Genomic DNA, 19,588 nt, shown 5'->3' on the forward strand with positions numbered 1-19,588 from the left:
GTTTAGAATGTGCCCGGCAGCAGGATGTTCTTGTCCACCTGACGGATATCGCGCAGGCCGCAGAAAGCCATCGTCAGGTCGGCCTCGTTGCGCAGGATGTCCAGGCACTTGGCCACGCCCTGCTCGCCCATCGCACCCAGGCCGTACAGGAACGGCCGGCCGATGTAGACGCCCTTGGCGCCCAGCGCCACCGCCTTGATCACGTCCTGGCCGGAGCGGATGCCGCCGTCCATGTGCACTTCGATCTGCTTGCCGACCGCATCGACGATGGCCGGCAGCGCGCCGATCGACGATTGCGCGCCGTCCAGCTGGCGGCCGCCGTGGTTGGAGACGATCAGCGCATCGGCGCCGCTTTCGACGCACAGCCGCGCGTCTTCGGCGTCCATGATGCCCTTGATGATCAGCTTGCCGCCCCAGCGCTGCTTGATCCACTCCACATCCTTCCACGACAGGCTCAGATCGAACTGCTGGCTGGTCCACGACGACAGCGACGACATGTCCGACACCGAGGTCGCATGGCCGACGATGTTGCCGAAGCTGCGGCGCGGCGTGCCCAGCATGCCGAGGCACCAGCGCGGCTTGGTGGCCAGGTTGAGGATGTTGGCGATGGTCAGCTTCGGCGGCGCCGACAGGCCGTTGCGCAGATCCTTGTGGCGCTGGCCCAGCACCTGCAGGTCCAAGGTCAGCACCAGCGCCGAGCAGCGCGCGGCCTTGGCGCGGTCGATCAGGCGGTTGATGAATTCGCGGTCCTTCATCACGTACAGCTGGAACCAGAACGGCTTGCTGGTGTGGGCGGCGATGTCTTCGATCGAGCAGATGCTCATCGTCGACAGCGTGAACGGCACGCCGAATTTTTCGGCGGCCTTGGCGGCGAGGATTTCGCCGTCGGCGTGCTGCATGCCGGTCAGGCCGGTGGGCGCCAGCGCCACCGGCATCGCCACGTCCTGGCCGATCATGGTCGAGGCCAGCGAGCGGTTCTCCAGGTTGACGGCGACGCGCTGGCGGAACTTGATCTTGCCGAAATCCTCATTGTTGGCGCGGTAGGTGGATTCGGTCCAGGAACCGGCATCAGCATAATCGTAAAACATGCGCGGCACGCGCTTCTGGGCCAGCACGCGCAGGTCTTCAATGTTGGTGATGATGGTCATGCACACTCCTCCGTAACAATGGTCGTCAGATCATCGGCCATTTTTGCGGAAATGCCAATAGCATCGTGGGACCGGCGGCGGCTAGCGGGCGTGCAGATACAGCTGGAACAGCGCATATTGCATGGCGAACTGCAGCGCCGTCGTGGAGATACCGACAGTAATCACCCAATTGCGCAAATTCTGATTCATGCGCTCCAGGTCTTCCTTGGTGGCGTAATGCGATAGCCGTTCGTCCAAATATCTTTTGGAGACATAGTTTTCGCGTATTTCCTTTACGATCTCCACCAGCGTTTCCATCTGATACTCCAGCAGCGAGACGCGCAATTCGGTGCTCTTATCATTCGCCATGACGCCCTCCCGGTCAAGCGCGAAGTCTATCGTGCGGCGCGGCGGCGGGGCCTGAGCGAACGCAACACGCAAAGAAAAAGGGCCTGAAGATTTCTCTTCAGGCCCTTCTACTTACGAATTTTGGTGCGGCTGGCAGGAATTGAACCCACGACCCCTTGGTTCGTAGCCAAGTACTCTATCCAGCTGAGCTACAGCCGCGAAAGACAATATTATAGCAGGGGGATATCGAATCAAGAAGGGCAAACAAGAGAAATATTCAACATTCTTTCCCTTGGCGACCGACAAAGAAAAAGGGCCTGAAGATTTCTCTTCAGGCCCTTTCACTTACGAATTTTGGTGCGGCTGGCAGGAATTGAACCCACGACCCCTTGGTTCGTAGCCAAGTACTCTATCCAGCTGAGCTACAGCCGCGAAAAACAAGATTATAACAGCGTTTCCTTGTTTGGCGAAGCATTTTCCTGAGAGAAATTTACATTCACAATCAGATGCTTACACTAATAGCAAAAGGGCCCTGAGATCGCTCTCCGGGCCCTTCCACTCACGAAATTTTGGTGCGGCTGGCAGGAATTGAACCCACGACCCCTTGGTTCGTAGCCAAGTACTCTATCCAGCTGAGCTACAGCCGCCTTGTGCAGCATTATAAAGCATTCATTTCGTTTTGCAAAGTCCGATATTTTCTATCGTTTAGTTGGTCAAGTTCACTAAAAACCGAATCAACCACTTTGAAAACCGCTTTTACCGCCACGCTCTCAAGCAGCATGCCGCTCGAAAGAAGCAGCATTATAGGGACACTCTCCGCGCTTGTCCAGCCCTGTCCCTCAGGTGCCGAATTCGGCCGCCGCCTTGGCCGACCACAGCGCCTCGTTGTAGGAAGGATACGGATCGCCATAACAATCGATGTGGCCGTCGGCGCCGATGAACTTGATCCACCAGCCCTCGTTGTCGGTGACGATGGCGATGTCGCCGTCGCGGCAATTGCCGGCGATCTGCTCTTCCCGCTCGAGTACCACGATGTTCACCTTGCGATGCTTGATTATCGTCGCCATCCGCCACCCTCCTTTGGTATGAGTGTATATGTTGCCCCGCACAAGCGGCGGAAAAGATTGATGTTCACACCTTCATTCATGCTAGTGATCTCGCTCATCATCAATAAAAATTTGCTTTAGTTTGCGCGTTGCAGCATCATTGACCTGTCTCCTCTATTCTCCTCCAAGGAAATAGATTTAGCCCGCTCCCGTAGCGGGCTTTTTTTTAACCGTGTACGATTCGCTCAGCTTTGCCTTTTCATAAGACAGATAAAAGAGATAGGTCGCACCGCATGAATTCTACCGATTCCGTAGCCCCGCCATCCCCCGACTGGTCGCGCACCGCGCTGGGCGATCCCGCCGGGTGGCCGCCCGGCCTGCGGGTGACGGTGGACATCCTGCTCAACTCGCCGCAAGCGATGCTGCTGATGTGGGGCGTCGAACAAATCATGGTCTACAACGACGCCTACGCCGAACTGACCGGCCTGCCCGGCCTGCGCGTACCGGGCGGCGGCGTGCCGTCGATGCAGCCGGCGGCGTGGAGCTGGAACGCCGAGGCGATCCGCCACGCCTGGGAAGGCCGCAGCGCCAGCTACCGGAGCCGTAGCCTGCCCGTATGGCGCAACAGCGGCGTGCAGCAACTGCCGCTGGACTTGTATTACACCCCGGTGCGCGGCGACGCCGGCGGCGTGGCGGGCATCCTGTGCACGCTGGCGCCGTCGCGCGCCGCGCCGGCCGCCGACAACGCCGCGCCGCTGCGCCTGCTGGTGGTGGAGGACAACGCCGACGCGCGCTACCTGGTGTGCGAGACGCTGCGCGCGCTCGGCCACGAGGTGGAGTCCGCCGCCAGCGGCGAAGACGCCCTGCCGCTGCTGGCCGCCCACGCCTTCGACGTGTTGTTCACCGACGTCAGCCTGCCCGGCATGTCGGGCGTCGACCTGGCGCGCCAGGCGCTGCGCCAGGCGCCGGCGCTGTCCCTGCTGTTCGCCTCCGGCTATGGCGACGAGTTGACCCGCCATCTCGAATTCCCCGCGCAATCGTTGCAAAAACCTTACGATATCGAACAGTTGCAGGCGGCGCTGGAGCGCATCGGCCCCGGCGGCGCCGGCGCGGCCGCCTGAGGCCGGCCCGGCCGGTCAACCGTGCGGTGCCGTCGCCGCGCTTGGGGATACAATGGGACAACCATAAAACGTCAAGCGTTAGTCTGGCGAACCGTGGCCGTCATCCGGCTGTCGCGGTGATCGTGGCAGCCTGCGGCCCCATACATGATTCTTCCAAATGAGCCTATCGACACTCTGCCGCTCAGCATCGCGGACGACGACGCGCTCACGCCCACGCAGTCCATGCACCAGGAATTACTGAGCGCGCGGGAAGCGCTGCGCCAAAGCCAGCTGGAGTTGCGCGCGCTGGCCGAGTCGATGCCGCAACTGGCCTGGATCGCCGAGCAGGACGGCACCATGGTCTGGTACAACCAGCGCTGGTACGACTATACCGGCACCACCGCCGAAGAAATGAAGGGCGACGGCTGGAAGCAGGTCTACGCCCCCGACTGCATCGACGCCATGCAGCAGCGCTGGGAGGCCTCGCGCCGCAGCGGCACGCCGTTCGAGCTGGAAGTCCCGATCCGCAACGGCGGAGGCGAATTCCGCTGGTTCCTGACGCGCGCCAACCCGGTGCGCGGCAGCGGCGGCGAAGTGCTGCGCTGGTTCGGCACCAGCACCGACGTCGACCAGGTCAAGCGAGTACAGGAGGCGCTGCGCGACGAGACCGCCGTGCTGGAACTGCTCAACCGCAGCGGCAGCGCGCTGGCCTCGACCCGCGACCTGCAACCGTTGCTGCAGCAGGTGACCGACGCCGCCACCAACATCAGCGGCGCCCGCTTCGGCGCGCTGTTCTACCACGACACCAACGCCGACGGCGACGCGCTGACGCTGCACACGCTGTCGAGCGGCGCGCCGGACAGTTTCGCCCGCTTCGGCCAGCCGCGCGCCACCGCGCTGTTCGGCCCCAGCATGTGCGGCGCCGGCACGGTGCGCAGCGACGACCTGCTCAAGGACGAGCGCTACGGCCGCAACGCCCCACACTGCGGCGTGCCGGCCGGCCATCCGGCGGTGCGCAGCTACCTGGCGGTGCCGGTGGCGCTGAGCAGCGGCGAGGTGATCGGCTGCCTGTTCTTCGGCCATCCCGAACCCGGCATGTTCGACGAACGCACCGAACGCATCATCGGCGGCATCGCCGCCCAGGCCGCCGTCGCCATCGACAACGCACGGCTGTACGAAGCCTCGCAGCAGGCGGCCGAGGAGCGCAAGGTGCTGCTCGACAGCGAACGCCAGGCGCGCGCCGAAGCCGAGCGCACCAGCCAGATGAAGGATGAATTCCTGGCCACGCTGTCGCACGAGCTGCGCACACCGCTGACGGCGATCCTGGGCTGGGCCCAGGTGCTGCGGCGCGGCAGCCGCGACCAGGCCGACCTGCACCGCGGCCTGCTGACCATCGAACGCAACGCCCGCGCCCAGGCCCAGCTGATCGAGGACTTGCTCGACATGAGCAGCATCACCTCCGGCAAGGTACAGCTGGAAATGCTGCCGCTGGCGCCGGCCGCGATCGCCTCCGCCGCCATCGACACCGTGCGCCCGGCCGCCGAGGCCAAGCAGATCCGCATCCTCCAGAACTTCGACCGCGCCCCCGGCATGGTGGCCGGCGACGCCAACCGGCTGCAACAGATCGTCTGGAATCTGCTGTCCAACGCGCTCAAGTTCACGCCGCGCGGCGGCCAGGTCGAGGTCGGCGTACACGGCGACGACGAACAGGTCGTCATCAGCGTGCGCGACAGCGGCATCGGCATCGCCCCCGAATTCCTCGCCCATGTGTTCGAGCGCTTCCGCCAGGCCGACGCCACCACCACCCGCCAGCACGGCGGACTGGGGCTGGGGCTGGCGATCGTCAAGCACCTGGTCGAGCAACACGGCGGCACGGTCGAGGCCGCCAGTGACGGCGAAGGTTGCGGCGCCTGCTTCACCGTGCGCCTGCCGCGCCGCCCCGGCGTCGACGACGGCGCGCGGCGCGCCGGTCCGCGCGTGAGCCACCATGCGGCGGCGCATGATTTATCCGGGTTGCAAGTGTTGGTGGTGGACGACGAGGAAGACGCCCGCGAACTGATCAAGCGCATCCTGGCCGACTGCAACGCCGACGTGCTGACCGCCGCCACCGCCGGCGAGGCGCTGAACCTGCTGCAACACGCGCGCCCCGACCTGATGGTCAGCGATCTCGGCATGCCGGAGGTCGACGGCTACGGCTTGCTGGACCGCATCCGCGCGCTCGGGCCGGCGCGCGGCGGCGACCTGCCGGCCATCGCCCTGACCGCCTTCGCCCGATCCGAAGACCGTATCAAGGCGCTGTCCAGCGGGTTCCTGGCGCACATCTCGAAGCCGGTCGAACCGAACGAATTGATCGCCAAAGTGGCCGCCATGGGCGCCGCCCATCGCCACGTCTGAGCGATAACAGCCCGTCAACACCCGTTAAAAGAGTACCAACTGGCAACATTCCCACTCCTACTTTTAGACGCGGCAATGTCCTACAAGCAATTTGAATAAGCGTTGTTAAACTGCGAGAAGGATAAAAACAGGGTACACTAGTTGCCACATGGAAATAAATTACCGCTTGTGTGCGCCGCAGCACGGAAGCTTGGGTTATTATCGAATTACTATGCGTTTTTTTGAGACAGACTGAGAAACTTATGCCGAGCCGAGATGAAATCCTCCACGCCAAAATTTTGGTGGTAGATGACAGCGCCGACAACGTCGAGCTAATGCTGGAGATCCTGCGCGAGGCCGGTTACACCGATGTCGCCTCGACCATGCTGCCTGAACAGGTATGCCCGCTGCACCGCCAGCACTGCTACGATCTGATTCTGCTGGACCTGCAGATGCCTGGCCTGAACGGCTTCCAGGTCATGAAGGGCCTGAAGGAAATCGAACAAGGCGGCTACTTGCCGGTGCTGGCGCTGACCGCGCAGCCGAGCTTCAAGATCGCGGCGCTGGAGGCCGGCGCGCGCGACTTCATCAGCAAACCGTTCGATCTGCTCGAAGTGCACAAACGCATCCATAACATGCTGGAAGTGCGGCTGCTGTACAAGGAGCTGGCGCAATACAGCCGCCAGCAGCAGGAACTGGCGCTGCACGATCCGTTGACCGGACTGCCGAACCGGCGTCTGCTGGAAGACCGCATCGCCACCGTGCTGCAACACGCGACCCGCCAGCAAAACAAGGTCGCGGTCATGTACCTGGATCTGGACGGCTTCAAGATCATCAACGATACCCACGGCCATGCCTACGGCGACGAGATCCTCAAGCAGGTGTCGCAGCGCCTGGTCGGCTGCTCGCGCAAGGAAGACACCGTGGCCCGGGTCGGCGGCGACGAATTCGTCATCGTCATGGGCAACATCACCCAACTGGGCGACACCCAGGAGCCGGCCGCCAAGCTGATCGAGGCGGTGTCGCAACCGTATCTGGTCAACGGCCTGACGCTGAACCTGTCGACCAGCATCGGCATCGGCATCTTCCCGGACGACGCCGACGAGGTGGCGTCGGTCATCGCCGTGGCCGACTCGGCGCTGTACGAAGCCAAGCGCTCCGGCAAGAACCGCAGCTGCACCGCGCAGATGGTGCGCAAGCAGCCGGCGCCGCATCACACCATGTCGACCACGCCGGCCTGAACGTCAAACGGGCGGGCCGGTTGTGCACCGGCCCGCCCGCTCTGTTGCCGGCCGAAGCCGGTCCTACCCTGTCAGTTCGCCGCGGCCGCTTCTTCCTTGTGGCCGTTCGCCGTCGAGGCATCGACCTTGGCGGCGTGCTGATGGTCGTCGTGCGCGTTGACCATGTCCGGCGGAACTTCAATGCGGGTGATGCCCGAATCGACCGAGACCGGATCGCTGGCCGGGAAGCTCATTTCCAGGCCGCTGTCGAGCAGGGTTTCCTTGGCTTGCTCTTCCGGTGTGGCCTGCTCGTGCGCGGCCAGCGTGGTGATCGCCTGCGCCCATTTGACGAATTCCAGGTTGGCCAGCTCGCGCACCGTGTGCACGTTGAACGCCTGCGCCAACGCCTTGGCGTCCTTGGCGCTGATGCCGCGCAGGGCGCTGGTCGGCGCGTCGGCCAGGGTGCGGAAGCTCTGGCCTACATATTCTTTGTCCACGACAGTATCGATATTCATGATGGGTTCCTTTGAGTGTGCATACCGCCCTACTGTGCCAGCGCAGCGGTCGCGGGTCTGTGCGGAATCGAACACTGGCTTCGCCCCGCCCTTGCCGTCGCGCCCGATTGAACCGAGGTATTTTGACATTCATATATGCAATTGCTATGATCGGCTGTGCTTCTCTGGCAGCTCCCAGGCCGCGAAGATTCGCCGTGTCAGCATCGTACAGAGACCCCGTGCCTAAACTAGATAAACCGAAGATCCTGGTCGTCAACGACGATGCCAACAGCCTGTTCGCGCTGACCAGCCTGCTCGCCCAATGGGCCGGGCAGGAATCCTATGAAGTGCTGGCGGCGCGCTCCGGACAGGAAGCGCTGCGCCAGGTGCTAATGCACGACTTCGCGGTGATCCTGCTCGACGTCAACATGCCCGGCATGGACGGATTCGAGACCGCCGAAGCGATCCACGCCCGCGCCCGCTCGGCCGACATTCCGATCATCTTCATCACCGCCTTCCTCGCCGACGAGCTGGACCGCCTGAAGGCCTACCAGCACGGCGCCGTCGACTTCCTGTTCACGCCGGTGATCCCGCAGGTGCTGCACGCCAAGATCGCGGTGTTCGTCGCGCTGTCGGTGAAGAACGAGGAGTTGAAGCAGCAGGCGCGCCAGCTCAGCCTGCGCACCACCGAACTGACCGCCACCAACAAGCACCTGACGCGCGAGATCGAAGACCGCAAGATGGCCGAGCGGCAGAACCACGCCAAGGACGAGTTCCTGGCGATGCTGGGCCACGAGCTGCGCAATCCGCTCAGCGCCATCAGCAGCGCCGCCTCGCTGATCGGCCTGCCCGGCGTCTCGCTCGACGGCGTGCAGCGCGCCAAGAAAATCATCCAGCGCCAGAGCCAGCATCTGGGCCGCATCGTCGACGACCTGCTCGACCTGTCGCGCGCGATGTCGGGCAAGATCCTGCTCAGCCGCGCGCCGCTGGACCTGGCGGCGCTGGTCGCCGCCTCGCTGGAAACCTACCGCGCCACCGGCCGCAGCACCGACTACGAACTGGTGCAGGATCTCGACCCCGGCTGGATCGACGGCGACAGCACCCGGCTGGAGCAAATCACCAGCAACCTGATCGACAACGCGCTGAAGTACACGCCGTCCGGCGGCCGCATCGAGGTGCGCACCTGGACCGAGAACGACGACGTGGTGCTGAGCGTGCGCGACACCGGCGTCGGCATCGCCGCCGACCTGCTGCCGCATGTGTTCGACGTGTTCGTGCAGGGCACCAGCACGCTCGACCGTTCGCAGGGCGGGCTCGGCATCGGCCTGTCGCTGGTGCGCCGCATGGCCGAGCTGCATGGCGGCGGCATCGAGGCCGAGAGCAAGGGCCCGGGCGGCGGCAGCACCTTCACGCTGCGCCTGCCGCGCATCGAGCACCAGGCCGCGCCGGCGCCGGCGCCGGCCCAGACGCCGGAGCAAGGCAAGCCCAGCGTGCTGCTGATCGAAGACAACGACGACGGCCGCGAGATGATGACCATGATGCTCGGCTGTTACGGCTACGAAGTGGAATCGGCCGCCGACGGCTTGCTGGGACTGGCGGCCGCCGAGCGCTTCCAGCCCGACCTGGCGCTGGTCGACATCGGCCTGCCCGGCATCGACGGCTACGAGGTGGCGCGCCGGCTGCGCGCCGATCCGGCCACACGCGACATCAAGCTGATCGCGCTCACCGGCTACGGCCTGGCCGACGACCTGCGGCGCGTGATGGACGCCGGCTTCGACCTGCACCTGGTCAAGCCGGTCGACATCGAGCAGCTGATGGAAGCCATCGGCAGCTGCGCCCGCGTGCCGGTCAAACAATAGCCCGGCACGCTTGCGGCGCCAGAGTGCGCCATGACTTGCGAAGCTCGGGTATGATCGGAACAAACGCAGTCCGCCCCGAACCTACAGAGAAAAACAATGTCCGTACCGGCCCCGCAAGAACAAACCCAGCAACCTGACGCGCTGCGCAGCGCGGATTTGAGCGAACTGCTCGGCCACGTCCATACCTGCTGGGACAACGAACGCCGCTCGCTGTCGCGCCAGCTGCACGACAGCCTCGGCTCGTCGCTGACCGCGCTGACCATGCACCTCGGCCTGCTGATGCAGAAGATGCCGCAGGAGCCCGCGCTGCAGGACCGCGCCGGCCACATGAAGAAGCTGCTGATGCAGATCGTCGAAACCAACCGCCAGATGCAGATCAAGCTGTGGAACGACAAGCTGGAATTCCTCGGCGTGCGCGTGGCGCTGGGCGAGCTGGCCGAACAGTTCGGCCAGCAGCACCAGATCACCACCCGCTGCAGCCTGCCGGAAGACGAACTCGACTGCCCGCGCAGCTACGGCATCGTGCTGCTGCACACGCTGGAGGAAGCGCTGCGCAACATCGCCGCGCACGCGCAGGCCACCGAGGTCGACGTGATCGTCGACGACAACGAAGATGAAGTGATGATGACGGTGAAGGACAACGGCGCCGGCCTGAGCGGCCCGGTGTCGGCCAAGCCCGGCGAGTCCAGCGGCAAGTTCGGCCTGCGCATGGCGCGCGAACGCGCCGCCTACCTCGGCGGCACGCTGACCTTGTCGGCCGGCGCCGAGGGCGGCGTCACACTGACCATGGTGCTGCCCAAGCACCCCGGCGCGATGTCGTCAGTGTAGTTTCACCAGCGGCGTGCTGCGCTTGATCAGGAAGCGCGCCAGCGCCAGCACGCCGGTACGCACCGTGCCCAGCACCGCCTGGTGATGCATCAGGTGCAGGCTCACATACATCATGCGCGCGACGAAGCCGTCGACGAACCAGCTTAAGCCCTTCAGCGATCCCATCAGGCTGCCCACCGAGGTGGTGCGGCCGAACGACACCAGCGAACCGTAGTCGCGGTACTCGTACGGCTTGGCCTGCGGCGGCTTGCCCTGGTGACGGCGCATGAAGGTCTCCAGCAGATAGTCGGCCTGCTGGTGCGCGGCTTGCGCGCGCGGCGGCACCAGTTTGCCGTCCGGCCCGGCGCAGGCGGCGCAATCGCCGAGCGCGTAAATATGATCGAAACCCTTGACCGCCAGGTCGGCGCCGACGTCGAGCTGGCCCGACTTCACGGTCGGCAAGCCGAGCTCCCGCAAGAAATCCGGCGCCTTGATGCCGGCCGCCCACACCACCAGCTGCGCCGGATAGACGGTGTCGCCGGCGGTCACGCTGTCGGCGGCGATCGCGGTGACGCGGGTCGAGGTGACCACCTTGACCGCGCGCTGTTGCAGCAGTTCCAGCGCGGCGGCCGAGACCTTCTCCGGCAGCGGCGCCAGGATGCGCGGCGCGCCTTCGAGCAGCGTGATGCGCACGTCGCGCTCGGCCTGCAATTGGCGGAAGCCGTAGGCGGCATACACGCCGCTGGCTTCGCGCAACTCGGCCGCCAGCTCGACGCCGGTGGCGCCGCCGCCGATGATGACGACATCGATGCCGGCCTCCGGCTGCGTGCTCTTCTTTAATTCGGCCAAGGTCAGCAGCTTGAGCAGCGTCAGGCGGAAGCGCTCGGCGTCTTCGGTGGCGTTGAGGGAGATGGTGTGCTCGGCCGCGCCGGGCACGCCGAAATAATTGGAGGTGCTGCCGACCGCCATCACCAGCGACTCGAAGCCGATGCGGCGCTCGGGCAGCACCTGCTCCAGGCGGTCGTCGCTGAAGATGGCGCCGACGGTCAGCTGCCGCTGCGCGGTGTCGAGCGCCAGCATCGGCCCATAGACGAAGGTGAAGCGGTTGTCGTGCGCCAGCATCTGGTAGGACAAGCCTTCCTGGTGCACGTCCAGCGTGCCGGCCGCGACCTCGTGCAGCGACGGCTTCCAGATATGGTAGAGCCGGCTATCCACCAGCATGACCGATTCCGGGCCCAGTTTACGGCCGAGTTTGCAGGCCAGTTCCAGCCCGCCCGCCCCGCCGCCGACAATCACGATTTTGCTATGCAAAAGCTACTCCTGTTGTGGCGGCCTGGGCCGCCGGGTTAATCCCTGCGGCCGGGGCCGCGATGGTCGCCGTGGTTGTCCCCGCGATCGCCACGATGGTCGCCGTGGCCCCGGTCGGGACCAGGGCCGCGGTGATCGTCGCGATGATGATCGCGGCGGTCGTCGGGACGGCCATGATGCTCGGGACCGCGGCCGCCGTGGCCATGGTTGGCGCGATAGTGCGGCGCGTAGTTGTTGGTGTACCAGCCGTCCTGCACGAACAGCACGCGCTGGCCGCAGGCGTTGTAGTAGCCGCAATGACGCGACCAATGTTTTCTATGACCGGGCGGCACGCGCAGATAGATCGGCGCCGATTCGACGTAGCGCACCGGGCGCTGCACCAGCACCGGCTGGGCGTAGACCACCTGCGGCTGCGGATAGCCGCCGATATCGATGCGGCCGTAAAAACCGGGCTGGCCGACGCTGACCGACATCGCGACATCGGACGCGAACGCGGTGGAGGACAAGGCCAGCAGGCTGGCGGCGAGAATCTTGGCTTTCATGTCTTTACTCTGGGATGCCAAGCGAACTTGCTTGGGACGCCAGCTTACCGGCAAATGATACGCCCATCTGTTCGCCAGCGTACACAAGCTGCCTCGCGCTTGCTCGATAGAAATAAAGCATGTTAAAATAATCGTTCGACACCTAACCATTAGCCACTGAATATTATGTCTTCTATCGAAGAGCGCTTTTCCGCCGCGCTGCACGGCACCGCCCGCAACTGGCGCCTGGTGATCGACCGCCGTCTCAAACACCTGGGACTGAGCCAGGCCAGCTGGATGGCGATCGCCTTCATCGCCAAGCACAAGGAATCGATGTCGCAGACCAGGCTGGCGTCGGCGGTCGGCGTCGAAGACCCGACCATGGTCGCCACCATCGACCGGCTGGTGAAGGCCGGCTACGTGGTGCGTACGCCATCCGAGACCGACCGCCGCGTCAAGCTGGTCAGTCTCACCGGGCAGGGCCAGGAGATCTATCAAAGCGTCTGGAAGGAAGCGGCGTCGGTGCGCGGTGAGCTGCTGAGCAAGGCCGATCCGGCGGCGCTGCGCATCGCCACCGAATTCCTCGAAACCATGCTGACCGATATCGAGACGCTGCTATGAGCACGGCCGCGGCCACCGCACCGGAAGGCGCCATCAACCGCCGCATGATCACCATCTCGATCATGCTGGCGACCATCATCCAGGCGCTCGACGGCACCATCGCCAACGTCGCGCTGCCGCACATGCAGGGCAGCCTGTCGGCCTCGCAGGACCAGATCACCTGGGTGCTGACCTCGTTCATCGTCGCCGCCGCCATCGCCACCCCGCTGACCGGCTGGCTGTGCGACCGCTTCGGCCTGAAGAACATCTTCCTCACCTCGGTGGCCGGCTTCACCATCGCCTCGATCCTGTGCGGTCTCTCCGGTTCGCTGGCGCAGATCGTCGCCGCGCGCCTGCTGCAAGGCGTGTTCGGCGCGGCGCTGGTGCCGCTGTCGCAGGCCACGCTGCTCGATATCAACCCGCGCGAAAAACACGGCTCGGCGATGGCGGTGTGGGGCATGGGCGTGATGATCGGCCCCATCCTTGGCCCGACGCTGGGCGGCTGGCTGACCGACAGCTACGACTGGCGCTGGGTATTCTTCATCAACATCCCGATCGGCGCGGTGGCCTTCTACGGCATCTGGCGCTATATCCGCCCCACCGCCGCGCCGCGCAAGATGACCTTCGACGGCTTCGGCTTCGCCACGCTCAGCCTGTCGATCGGCGCGCTGCAGATGCTGCTGGACCGGGGCGAGCAGAACGACTGGTTCAGCGCCACCGAAACCTGGGTCGAAGCCATCATCCTGGCGATGAGCTTCGCCTACTTCGTCGCCCACACCGCCACCCGGCCGGCGGGCAAATCCTTCTTCGATTACCGACTGCTGCGCAATTCCAACTACGTCAGCGGTCTGTTGTTCATCTTCATCGTCGGCCTGGTGTTGTTCGCCACCCGCGCGCTGACGCCGTCGATGCTGCAAGGCCTGATGGGCTATCCGGCCAAGATCGCCGGCCTGGTCACGGCGCCCAGCGGCATCGGCACCATGATCGCGATGATGCTGGTGGGACGACTGGTCGGCAAGGTCGACCTGCGGCTGCTGCTGGGCGGAGGCTTCGCCATCACCGCCTTCTCGCTGTGGCAGATGACGCGCTACACGCTGGTGCTGTCGCAAAGCGACATCGTCTGGCCGGGCGTGATCCAGGGCCTGGGCCTCGGGCTGGTGTTCGTGCCGCTGAGCGCCGCCACCTTCGCCACGCTGTCGCCCGAGATGCGCGCCGAAGGCACGGCGATCTATAGCCTGATCCGCAATATCGGCAGCTCGATCGGCATCGCGCTGGTGCAGACGCTGTTGGTGCGGAACACCCAGACGGTGCATTCTTCGCTGGTCGAGCATGTCACCACCGTCAACCCGGCGCTGCTGGACAACCTGGCCACGCCGCAGGCCGCCGCCGCGCTGAACAACGAGATCACCCGCCAGGCCTCGATGATCGCCTACGTCGACGACTTCTGGCTGATGATGATCTTGACCTTGTGCGTGATCCCCCTGCTGCTGCTGGTCAAGCCGCCGGCGAAGAACGTGCCGACGGTGGTCGACCACGCCGCGATGGATTGATGATGAAACGATTGGAACCCCACATGAAGATAACCGTTCTCGCACTGGCCGCCGGCTTGGCGCTGGCCCTGGCCGGCTGCGCCCAGATCATGCCCGACCTGCATCCACAGGCCAAGCGCGACATCGCCAGCGCCGAACTGGCGGCCGGCATCAAACTCGCGCACGAAGGCTGGCCCGAGGCGCAATGGTGGACCGCCTACCACGACGAGCAATTGAACGCGCTGATGAAGCAGGCGCTGGCCTCCGGCCCGAGCCTGGAAGTGGCGGCGGCCCACATCGGCGCCGCGCGTTCGGCGCTGTCGCGCAGCGCGGCCGATCTGGGCATCGACGTCGAAGCCTACGCCAACGCCAACCGCCAGCGCTATTCGGGCACCGGCCTGTTCCCGGCGCCGATCGGCGGCGCCTACTTCACCTCGGAGACGCTGCGGCTGGACCTGCGCTACAACTTCGACTGGTGGGGCAAGAACCGCGCGCAAGTGGCCGCCGCCGTCGGCGAACTGAACGCCGACCGCGCCGCCTATGCCGACAGCGAACAATTGCTGGCCGCCGCCATCGCGCAAAGCTACTTCCGGCTGCAAGGCGCGTGGGCGCGTCTGGACAACGCCGAACAGATGGCGGCCGCGCAAACGGCGCTGGTGCAGGACAAGGCCAGGCGCATCGCGCGCGGCCTCGCCAACGCCGACGAACAACGCGGCGCCGAGGCGGACCTGAGCCTGATCCGCAAGCAGCAGGCCGTGCTGCAAGCGGACATCGAACACGAACGCGAAGCGCTGCGCGCGCTGGCCGGCGCCGACAACACCGCGCTGGCCGACCTGAAGCCGGTCGCGCCGACGTCCACGCCGCACGCCCTGCCCGCCCATCTCGGCATGGACCTGCTGGCGCGCCGCCCGGACCTGCAAGCGGCGCGCTGGAAGCTGGAAGCCTCGCTCAGCAAGATCGACGCGGCCAAGGCGGCCTTCTATCCGGACGTGAACCTGACCGGCTCGATCGGCCTCGACACCGTCAAGGTCGAGAACCTGCTGCAGGCGGCCAGCCGCACCGTCTACCTTGGCCCGACGCTGACCTTGCCGCTGTTCGACAGCAAGCGCCTGGACGCGCAGCTGGACGGCGCCCGCACCGGCCGCAACGAACGCATCGCCGAATACAACCAGGCCATCGTCGAAGCGGTGCGCGAGGTGGCGCAGGACGGCGCGCAGTTGCAAGGCATCGAGCGGCAGATCGCGCAGCAGACGGCCGCCACCGGATCGGCGCGCGCGCAGCTGGCGTCGGCGCAGGCGCGGCTGGACCACGGCCTGGCCGACAACGGCAGCGTGCTGAATGCACGCCTGGCGTTGCTGCGCCAGCGCGACGCCGACTTCTACCTGCAACAGGTCCAGCTGCTGGCCGAAGTCGCGCTGACCAACGCGCTGGGCGGCGGCTATCACGAACAGGCGCCGCTGGCCACCGCCTCCAAATAATTCAAGGAACGATCATGAGCACCGAAATCATCAAACCCAACGACAAAAAGCGCAAGACCGTCCTGGCCGGCATCACGCTGCTGTTCATCGCCGCCGGCATCGCCTATGCGGCCTACTACCAGATCGTGCTGTCCAAGGTGCAGGAGACCGACAACGCCTACGTCGGCGGCAACCTGGTGAACCTGTCGTCGCAGGTGACCGGCAACGTCACCGAGATCGGCGCCGACGAGACCCAGATGGTGCAGGCCGGCGCGCCCGTCATCAAGCTCGATTCGGCCGACGCCGACGTCGCGCTGGCCCAGGCCGACGCCAAGCTGGGCGCCGCCGTACGCCAGCAGCGCCAGCGCTACGCCGACGTGGCGCAGTACGACGCCACCATCGCGCAACGCAAGCTGCAGTTGAAGAACGCGGAAGATGACCTGGCGCGGCGCAAGCCGCTGGCGGCCGACCACACGGTGTCGGGCGAGGAAGTCGAGCACGCGCGCCAGGCGGTGGACAACGCCCGCGCCGCGATCGCGGTGGCGGTGCAGCAGGAGGCGGCGGCGCAGGCCGGCGTGGCCGGCGTGCCGGTGGCGCAGCATCCGGCGGTGCAGGCGGCCAAGGCCGACTATGTGCAAGCGTGGCTGGCGGCGCGCCGCAACACCATCCTGGCGCCGGTGTCGGGCTACGTGGCCAAGCGCAGCGTGCAGCTCGGCGCGCGCGCCACGCCTGGGACTTCGCTGATGTCCATCGTGCCGCTGGACCAGTTGTGGGTCGACGCCAACTTCAAGGAATCGGAGCTGCGTAATATCCGCGTCGGCCAGACGGCCAGGGTGGAGGCGGATATGTATGGCAACAAGGTCGAGTTCCACGGCAAGGTGGTCGGGCTGTCGGCCGGCACCGGCAGCGCCTTTTCGCTGCTGCCGGCGCAGAACGCCAGCGGCAACTGGATCAAGGTGGTGCAGCGGCTGCCGGTGCGGATCGCGCTGGACGCCAAGGAGTTGAAGGAGCATCCGTTGCGCATCGGTTTGTCGACCACGGTGTCGGTCGATATCAGCAAGACCGATGGCCCGGTGCTGGGCGCGGCGATGCCGCAGGCGCCGGTCTACACCACGCAGGCGCTGACGCTGCCCTTGCAGCAGGCCGCGTCGGCCGCCGACGGCATCATCGCCCACAACCTGCTCAAATAAACCCGGTACAGCGGGGTCAGACCCCGTACGGGGTCTGACCCCAGAGAGTCAACGCCTTGCGGGGTGAAGCGCCACGCCAGCCGCTACCCCTTGCGCAGCTCGGCGTCCAATTGACGGATCGCCGCCTGCGCCTGGGTGATGACGCGGTCGGCGATGCGCTGCCGCATGCCGGGCACGCGCCCCGCCGCTTCGGCCTCCAGCAGCAAAGGCGTCAGCAGCTGCAAGGCCGAATCGCGGAAGCCCAGCGCCACCTGATCCAGCTGCGTGTTGAAGGACTGCTCGGCCGCCGTCAGCTGCTTGCGCAATTCGCCTTCGAACGCCGCGCGCTTGTCGCGGATCTCGGTGCGTTTGCGCTTGCCGCCGTCGGTGAACCACTTGAACGCGCCGGCCAGCAGCACCGCGCCACCGACGAACGGCGCCACCGGCGCCACCACCGGCAACACCACCGCCGCGCCGATCAGATAGGCCGCCGTGCCGGTGCCCGCCGCCACCACCGCACCACTCATCAGCGTGACGTTGGCCGCCGTGTCGACGCTGTTGACGATGCGCGTGCCGACCCGCAAACGCGGCATCAGCTTGGCCAGGGTCGAATGGTGCTGACGCTGGAACACCGACGATTGATTCAAGCGCATCGCCGACTGGAACAGTCGCAGATCATCCTGCAGCAGATGCAGCGCCTGCTCCTTGCGGCGCACGATGCGGTCCAGCCGGCGCTCCATCTCCTGGCCGAACTGGTGCCGGCCCATGCTGGCCCAGACATCGTCGTCCTTCCATTGGTCGGTGTTGAGCCGGTCGGTGATCGCCAGTTCGATGGCGTTGCCGGCGTCGTGGACGGCGTCGTCGATTTCCTCCACCAGCAGGCTGCGCTCGTAGGCGATGCGCTGCTCCACCAGCGCCAGGCGCTGCAATACCTGGTTCTTCAGATCGTTGGCGGCGGTGACCAGCGTGGCGGCGGTGGCTTCGCCCTGCGACAGCATGCGCGCCTGCTCCAGGTAGACATCGATGTCGTGGGCGATCGCGGTGGTGGTGCTGCCGACCATGTCGCGCAGCTGCTGCTGGTCAATGTCGCCGGACTGGAAGTTGCGCGCGTGCTCGACCAGCAGCGGCTGGCCGGCGTGACGGCCGAAGTCGGCCACCGCGTCGGCCAGCGAGCGGCCGCGCACCAGCCGGCGCGCCTGGTCGCCGAGATTGGCCAGGATGCCGCGCTCTTCCGCCAGCGGCAGCTGGTTCATCTGCTCCGGCGACAGCCGCACCGACAGCGCCTTGGCCAGCCGCTGCGCCAGGATGCGGGCATCGGCGCCGTGCAGCGCCAGCAGCGGGATGGTCATGCCGAGCGCGTTCTCGCGCGCCGCCTGTTCGATGCCGGCGCAACTGCGGCCGAGCGCGTTGAAGGCCCAGTCGACGTCGACGCCGGATTCGATGGCGTTCAGGACCAGGGCGGTGAACACGGCGGAGGATTTGCCGTCGCCGGCGATGTCGGTGACGGCGGCGAACTGCGCCAGCGTCAGGCTGCCCTCGTTGCCGGCGATGGCGCCGACGGCGCGCGCATAGGCCGAGCTGAAGCTCTGATCCGAGGACATATGCTCGTCGAGCGAGCGGACAGGAAGATTGGCTGGCGTACCCTGCTGACTATTCACACCTGCTCCAGTTTGGTTTGATGCCAAGATGGCATTCTAACTGAAGCGCCGATTCAGTGAGGCAGATAGCGAATCGCGGCGATGATGGCGGCAGTCTGGCCAAGCGCCGACGCCAATATCAACTTGAGCATATCCACCTTTTGCGCTGCCAGTTCTCCGCGCAAGATCGCTATCTGCTCTTTTATAAAAAGCATTAATCTTTCCTCCAGCGCCGCAAGGTCGGATTTACTGGCCACCTGCGTCATCAAGACATCCGATAAGGCCATCGCATGCGCTTCCGCCTGCTGCGCCGGGACGCCGGCCGATTCAAGGCGTTTTGCGTAGCTGAGTGTATCGATAAAGATCATGGCGTCCTCCAAGGCGTTCCTCCATTTTCCTCCTCCGGCGGCGCGATGCAAGCGCCACACCTTGAGCCATCTCAACCCGCATCGGTCGACAGGATCAACGTTTCCTTGATCTCCTCCATCACCACATAGCTTTTCGACTGCGCCGCGCCAGGCAGCGACAGCAGCATGTCGCCCAGCAGCGTGCGGTACTCGGCCATCTCGTGGATGCGCGCCTTGATCAGGTAATCGAAATCGCCCGACACCAGATGGCACTCCTGCACCTCCGGAATCCGCAACACCTCGCGCCGGAACTGCTCGAACGCCGGCCCCGACTTCTGATTCAGCGTAATTTCCACAAACACCAGCAACTTGGCCCCCAGCGATTGCGGACTGATCCGGGCGTGATACCCTGTAATCACCCCATCCCGCTCCATGCGCTTGACCCGCTCGATGGCCGGCGTAATCGACAAGCCGACCTGCTCGCTCAGGTCCTTCATCGATATCCGCCCGTCCTCCTGCAGGATGCGCAATATCTTTCTGTCAAGCTTGTCCAGGGTACGGACCGATTCCTTTTGAATTCGCATGAAGATCCACTGTTTTTAGCACGCTATACAGTAACAAATACTAGTTATACGAGAATACCATA

Annotated in this window: 18 protein-coding genes and 3 tRNA genes; 9 read left to right on the forward strand and 12 right to left on the reverse strand. The window is 65.2% G+C overall.

Going from position 1 to position 19,588, the window contains the following annotated elements; translation table 11 throughout:
• Positions 1-2 precede the first annotated feature (2 nt).
• The 6 genes from GW587_RS05060 to GW587_RS05085 form a co-directional block, all read right to left on the reverse strand.
• Complete coding sequence (locus GW587_RS05060; RefSeq protein WP_166099406.1) at positions 3-1,148, reverse strand: alpha-hydroxy acid oxidase; 1,146 nt, start codon at positions 1,146-1,148, stop codon at positions 3-5.
• Between the two features lie 81 nt (positions 1,149-1,229).
• Complete coding sequence (locus GW587_RS05065) at positions 1,230-1,496, reverse strand: hypothetical protein (RefSeq protein WP_166099408.1); 267 nt, start codon at positions 1,494-1,496, stop codon at positions 1,230-1,232.
• 121 nt (positions 1,497-1,617) lie between these two features.
• A tRNA-Arg gene (locus GW587_RS05070) sits at positions 1,618-1,694 on the reverse strand.
• 136 nt (positions 1,695-1,830) lie between these two features.
• Positions 1,831-1,907: transfer RNA gene (locus GW587_RS05075), tRNA-Arg, on the reverse strand.
• 138 nt (positions 1,908-2,045) lie between these two features.
• Positions 2,046-2,122, reverse strand: a tRNA-Arg gene (locus GW587_RS05080).
• Between the two features lie 192 nt (positions 2,123-2,314).
• Positions 2,315-2,542 (reverse strand): hypothetical protein, encoded by a 228-nt coding sequence (locus GW587_RS05085; RefSeq protein WP_166099410.1) that lies wholly within the window; start codon positions 2,540-2,542, stop codon positions 2,315-2,317.
• A gap of 272 nt (positions 2,543-2,814) precedes the next feature.
• On the opposite strand from GW587_RS05085, the gene GW587_RS05090 reads away from it, so the two are divergent.
• The 3 genes from GW587_RS05090 to GW587_RS05100 all read left to right on the forward strand — a co-directional run bounded on the left by GW587_RS05090 (position 2,815) and on the right by GW587_RS05100 (position 7,235).
• Positions 2,815-3,642, forward strand: a complete 828-nt coding sequence (locus GW587_RS05090; RefSeq protein ID WP_166099412.1) for a response regulator — start codon at positions 2,815-2,817, stop codon at positions 3,640-3,642.
• A gap of 144 nt (positions 3,643-3,786) precedes the next feature.
• On the forward strand, positions 3,787-6,015 hold the full coding sequence (locus GW587_RS05095) for a hybrid sensor histidine kinase/response regulator (protein WP_166099413.1): 2,229 nt from the start codon (positions 3,787-3,789) through the stop codon (positions 6,013-6,015).
• A 242-nt stretch (positions 6,016-6,257) separates the two neighbouring features.
• Entirely contained in the window at positions 6,258-7,235 is a 978-nt protein-coding gene (locus GW587_RS05100) for a GGDEF domain-containing response regulator (RefSeq protein ID WP_166099416.1), read from the forward strand.
• Positions 7,236-7,306: 71 nt separating this feature from the next.
• Here GW587_RS05100 and GW587_RS05105 read toward each other — a convergent pair whose 3' ends face one another.
• Entirely contained in the window at positions 7,307-7,729 is a 423-nt protein-coding gene (locus GW587_RS05105; protein WP_166099418.1) for a hypothetical protein, read from the reverse strand.
• Between the two features lie 218 nt (positions 7,730-7,947).
• On the opposite strand from GW587_RS05105, the gene GW587_RS05110 reads away from it, so the two are divergent.
• Together GW587_RS05110 and GW587_RS05115 are read left to right on the forward strand one after the other, a co-directional pair.
• Positions 7,948-9,567 carry a response regulator gene (locus GW587_RS05110; RefSeq protein WP_166099420.1) on the forward strand — a complete coding sequence of 540 codons (1,620 nt, stop codon included), beginning with the start codon at positions 7,948-7,950 and terminating at the stop codon, positions 9,565-9,567.
• 96 nt (positions 9,568-9,663) lie between these two features.
• Entirely contained in the window at positions 9,664-10,395 is a 732-nt protein-coding gene (locus tag GW587_RS05115; RefSeq protein ID WP_166099422.1) for a sensor histidine kinase, read from the forward strand.
• On the opposite strand, the gene GW587_RS05120 is transcribed toward GW587_RS05115, so the two are convergent.
• Both GW587_RS05120 and GW587_RS05125 read right to left on the reverse strand, forming a co-directional pair.
• Positions 10,387-11,685 carry an NAD(P)/FAD-dependent oxidoreductase gene (locus GW587_RS05120; protein ID WP_166099425.1) on the reverse strand — a complete coding sequence of 433 codons (1,299 nt, stop codon included), beginning with the start codon at positions 11,683-11,685 and terminating at the stop codon, positions 10,387-10,389. The genes GW587_RS05115 and GW587_RS05120 overlap by 9 nt on opposite strands.
• Positions 11,686-11,720: 35 nt before the next feature.
• Positions 11,721-12,224 (reverse strand): hypothetical protein, encoded by a 504-nt coding sequence (locus GW587_RS05125; protein ID WP_166099428.1) that lies wholly within the window; start codon positions 12,222-12,224, stop codon positions 11,721-11,723.
• 165 nt (positions 12,225-12,389) lie between these two features.
• On the opposite strand from GW587_RS05125, the gene GW587_RS05130 reads away from it, so the two are divergent.
• The 4 genes from GW587_RS05130 to GW587_RS05145 are packed head-to-tail and all read left to right on the forward strand — an operon-like array spanning position 12,390 to position 16,979.
• The gene (locus GW587_RS05130) at positions 12,390-12,824 is read left to right on the forward strand and encodes a MarR family winged helix-turn-helix transcriptional regulator (RefSeq protein WP_166099431.1); all 435 of its coding nucleotides are present in this window, start codon (positions 12,390-12,392) and stop codon (positions 12,822-12,824) included.
• Positions 12,821-14,353, forward strand: a complete 1,533-nt coding sequence (locus GW587_RS05135; protein ID WP_166099434.1) for an MDR family MFS transporter — start codon at positions 12,821-12,823, stop codon at positions 14,351-14,353. The genes GW587_RS05130 and GW587_RS05135 overlap by 4 nt, the downstream gene beginning before the upstream one ends.
• A 23-nt stretch (positions 14,354-14,376) precedes the next feature.
• A complete protein-coding gene (locus GW587_RS05140) occupies positions 14,377-15,810 on the forward strand; it encodes an efflux transporter outer membrane subunit (RefSeq protein ID WP_166099436.1) in 1,434 nt (477 codons plus the stop codon).
• A 14-nt stretch (positions 15,811-15,824) separates the two neighbouring features.
• Entirely contained in the window at positions 15,825-16,979 is a 1,155-nt protein-coding gene (locus GW587_RS05145; RefSeq protein WP_166099439.1) for an HlyD family secretion protein, read from the forward strand.
• 83 nt (positions 16,980-17,062) lie between these two features.
• On the opposite strand, the gene GW587_RS05150 is transcribed toward GW587_RS05145, so the two are convergent.
• From GW587_RS05150 to GW587_RS05160, 3 genes are all read right to left on the reverse strand, one after another.
• A complete protein-coding gene (locus GW587_RS05150; RefSeq protein WP_166099442.1) occupies positions 17,063-18,616 on the reverse strand; it encodes a hypothetical protein in 1,554 nt (517 codons plus the stop codon).
• Positions 18,617-18,669: 53 nt separating this feature from the next.
• The gene (locus tag GW587_RS05155; protein ID WP_166099445.1) at positions 18,670-18,963 is read right to left on the reverse strand and encodes a CCDC90 family protein; all 294 of its coding nucleotides are present in this window, start codon (positions 18,961-18,963) and stop codon (positions 18,670-18,672) included.
• Between the two features lie 71 nt (positions 18,964-19,034).
• On the reverse strand, positions 19,035-19,526 hold the full coding sequence (locus tag GW587_RS05160) for an Lrp/AsnC ligand binding domain-containing protein (protein WP_166099447.1): 492 nt from the start codon (positions 19,524-19,526) through the stop codon (positions 19,035-19,037).
• Between the last annotated feature and the right edge of the window lie 62 nt (positions 19,527-19,588).

It is taken from the genome of Duganella aceris (assembly GCF_011090165.1).
Classification (GTDB): domain Bacteria; phylum Pseudomonadota; class Gammaproteobacteria; order Burkholderiales; family Burkholderiaceae_D; genus Rugamonas; species Rugamonas aceris.